The organism is Candidatus Zixiibacteriota bacterium (genome assembly GCA_021159005.1).
In the GTDB taxonomy this organism is placed as follows: Bacteria; Zixibacteria; MSB-5A5; order UBA10806; family 4484-95; genus JAGGSN01.
Genome location: JAGGSN010000161.1, coordinates 1 through 2,770 on the forward strand (window position 1 = coordinate 1; position 2,770 = coordinate 2,770).

General features: G+C 50.6%; 3 protein-coding genes. 1 reads left to right on the plus strand and 2 read right to left on the minus strand.

Translation table 11 applies throughout. The annotated features are described in order from the left end of the window. Window positions 1–191: hypothetical protein (locus J7K40_10460; protein ID MCD6162821.1), on the plus strand; the 191-nt coding region annotated here is incomplete at its 5' end. A gap of 114 nt (window positions 192–305) precedes the next feature. Here J7K40_10460 and J7K40_10465 read toward each other — a convergent pair. Further along, entirely contained in the window at window positions 306–809 is a 504-nt protein-coding gene (locus J7K40_10465; GenBank protein ID MCD6162822.1) for a hypothetical protein, read from the minus strand. 75 nt (window positions 810–884) lie between these two features. Next, window positions 885–2,576 carry a urocanate hydratase gene (locus J7K40_10470; GenBank protein MCD6162823.1) on the minus strand — a complete coding sequence of 564 codons (1,692 nt, stop codon included), beginning with the start codon at window positions 2,574–2,576 and terminating at the stop codon, window positions 885–887. Window positions 2,577–2,770: the final 194 nt, after the last annotated feature.

A 2,770-nucleotide genomic window follows, 5' to 3' on the forward strand; every position in this document is an offset into this window, starting at 1 on the left:
CTGCCTGCCGGCGCCCGCCTGTCTGCGGACACGGGGCACGGTATTTTTACTATCCGCCGGGTGCCCCATCCCCCGCCTTAAGCGGGGGTGGGATACCTTTCATAAAAGATGCCAAACTTCACATGATGATACCCACTCCCGCTTTGTGCGGGAGTGGGGCACCCGGGCTTATTTCTCAATCCGACCCATAAACAATGATTACAGTGAGCAAAACGGGGAAGAAGTCTCCGACTTCTGCCATTAATTGGCAGGTCTCGGGAAAACCTGCCCTACTTAGCTATCAGGGCGGTATTCTGTTGGGTGTATTATTTGTTCCTCTCGTTGTTAATACCATATTTTTGCTTGATGTTTTTGTTAATAAAATTTGCATTGTAGGCAAATATGTTTTCAGGTTTGTCTTTGAAGCAAACAATAGTATTTAATGAGCTTGGCTTGGAAATATGATAAGTTTGCCCACCTGATGTTGTAGTAGTTGCATTACCGTATACATAATTGCCAGATTCGTAAGCGCTTCCGGTTGTATAAGATTTTGTTGGAGTTTTGTATGTGCTATATGATGTATAGCTATTGGCATCAATGATTGTAAAGTATTGGAAACCATTTTCTAATGCTAGTTCAGCGCTTCTTAACAAAGTGAAATCTGCAACTCTCTCCCTGCTAGTGTAACCGTTACCTCTAAAGGAAATTCTGAATACATTTTCGTCTAGTTGAGTTTCAGAGTATCCTCCGGTAAAACCAGCTTTTTGATACGTAGTTGCACATCCCTGAATAAATAGCGCAATAAAAGTAATGACAATGAGATTTTTCATGTTTCCTTCTTTATCTAGTTCATTTCAATGTTACCTCATACACAACAGACGTCCCCGTCTGCTCGTCCTATCGCCCTACACCAAATCCCCATCGCCCTCAATAAACTCCCGATACATCCGCATCGGTATCTTTACGCCTTTGGCATCGGCGACTTGCTCGGCTTGCTCGTAGCCGGCATCCACATGACGGGCTATGCCGCTGCCCGGGTCGTTGGTGAGGACACGCTCGATGCGGGCGTCCATATCCCTGGTGCCGTCGCAGACCAACACCTGCCCGGCATGGATGGCATTGCCGATACCCACGCCGCCGCCGTGATGTATGCTTACCCATGATGCGCCCGAGGCGGTGTTGAGCATAGCATTCAACAGCGGCCAGTCGGCGATGCAATCGGAGCCGTCCTTCATGGCTTCGGTTTCGCGGTAGGGTGAGGCAACCGAGCCGCAGTCGAGATGGTCGCGGCCTATGACAATCGGCGCGCTTAGCTTGCCCTCGCGGACATACTTGTTTATCTCCAGTCCCATCCGGTCGCGCTCTTTATAGCCCAGCCAGCAGATACGGCAGGGCAAGCCCTGGAAATGCACTCTATCATGCGCCATCTTAATCCAGCGGTTAAGCGGTTCGTTATCGGGGAAAAGACGTTGTATCATTTTATCAGTAGTGTGAATATCTTTCGGGTCGCCGGACAGCGCCGCCCAGCGAAACGGACCCTTGCCCTCGCAAAACAGCGGCCGCACATATGCCGGCACAAAGCCAAGATAGCTAAACGCATCCTGATAGCCGGCTTTTAACGCCTGCCCGCGCAGGTTGTTGCCATAGTCGAATACATGTGCATGCTTGCGAACAAAACCAACCATCGCCTCGGTATGCTTCACCATCGACTCGTAAGCCATCTTGATATATTTATCCGGGTCGCTTTGGCGAAGTTTCACCGCCTCATCAAGCGTGATACCGGCAGGCACGTAGCCGTTAAGCTCATCATGAGCGGAGGTCTGGTCGGTTACCAAATCGGGGATGATGTCGCGTTTGAGAATCTCGGGGAAAACATCGGCGCAATTGCCAACCAAGCCGACCGACAGCGGTTTTTTCGCCTTGCAGGCCTCATCGATTTTGGCCAGCGCCTTATCGAGGTCGGTCTCCATCACATCGCAATAGCCGGTATCGAGGCGTTTCTGTATCCGCGCCGGGTCAACCTCGACACAGAGCATGGCGGCATTAGCCATCGTAGCGGCCAACGGCTGAGCGCCGCCCATACCGCCCATACCGCCGGTAAGGATAAACCTGCCGGCCAAATCGCCATTGCCGTAATGCTTGACGCCCGCTGCGACAAAGGTCTCGTATGTCCCCTGAAGTATCCCCTGCGTGCCGATATATATCCACGAACCGGCGGTCATCTGACCGAACATGATAAGCCCCAGTTCCTCAAGTTCGCGGAACTTCTCAGGAGTTGCCCAGGCCGGCACCATATTCGAGTTGGCAATCAGCACACGCGGCGCATAGGGATGTGTCTGGAATATGCCGACCGGCTTGCCCGATTGCACCAGCAGGGTCTCATCCGATTTGAGCGCCTTAAGCGAGGCGATAATCCCGCGCAGGCATTCGGGATTGCGGGCGGCTTTCCCTCGACCGCCATAAACAACCAATTCGGCAGGGTTCTCGGCAACCTCGGCATCGAGGTTATTCAGAAGCATCCGCATCGCCGCCTCTGTTTGCCAGCTTTGGCAGTGAAGTTTATTGCCGTGGGGAGCCTTTAATTTAGTTAAGTCCATATTTTCCTCCAAGTATCGCTTGACGCTATAGAAAGATGCGCCGACTGTTAAAATTAGTTCTGGTTACCAAGCACCGCTTGGCAACCAGAGAAAATTCAAATCTATTATATCTTCATGAAAAAATTTAAGCATTTTGGAGAGATTAATCAAACATATTATCTCAGATTTTACAGTTGAATTACCAATAAATTAAA

What these genes read in the sequence shown, in the direction of transcription:
- J7K40_10465 (MCD6162822.1), bottom strand. Translation starts at nt 809, where the DNA reads ATGAAAAATCTCATTGTCATTACTTTTATTGCGCTATTTATTCAGGGA.
- J7K40_10470 (MCD6162823.1), bottom strand. Translation starts at nt 2,576, where the DNA reads ATGGACTTAACTAAATTAAAGGCTCCCCACGGCAATAAACTTCACTGC.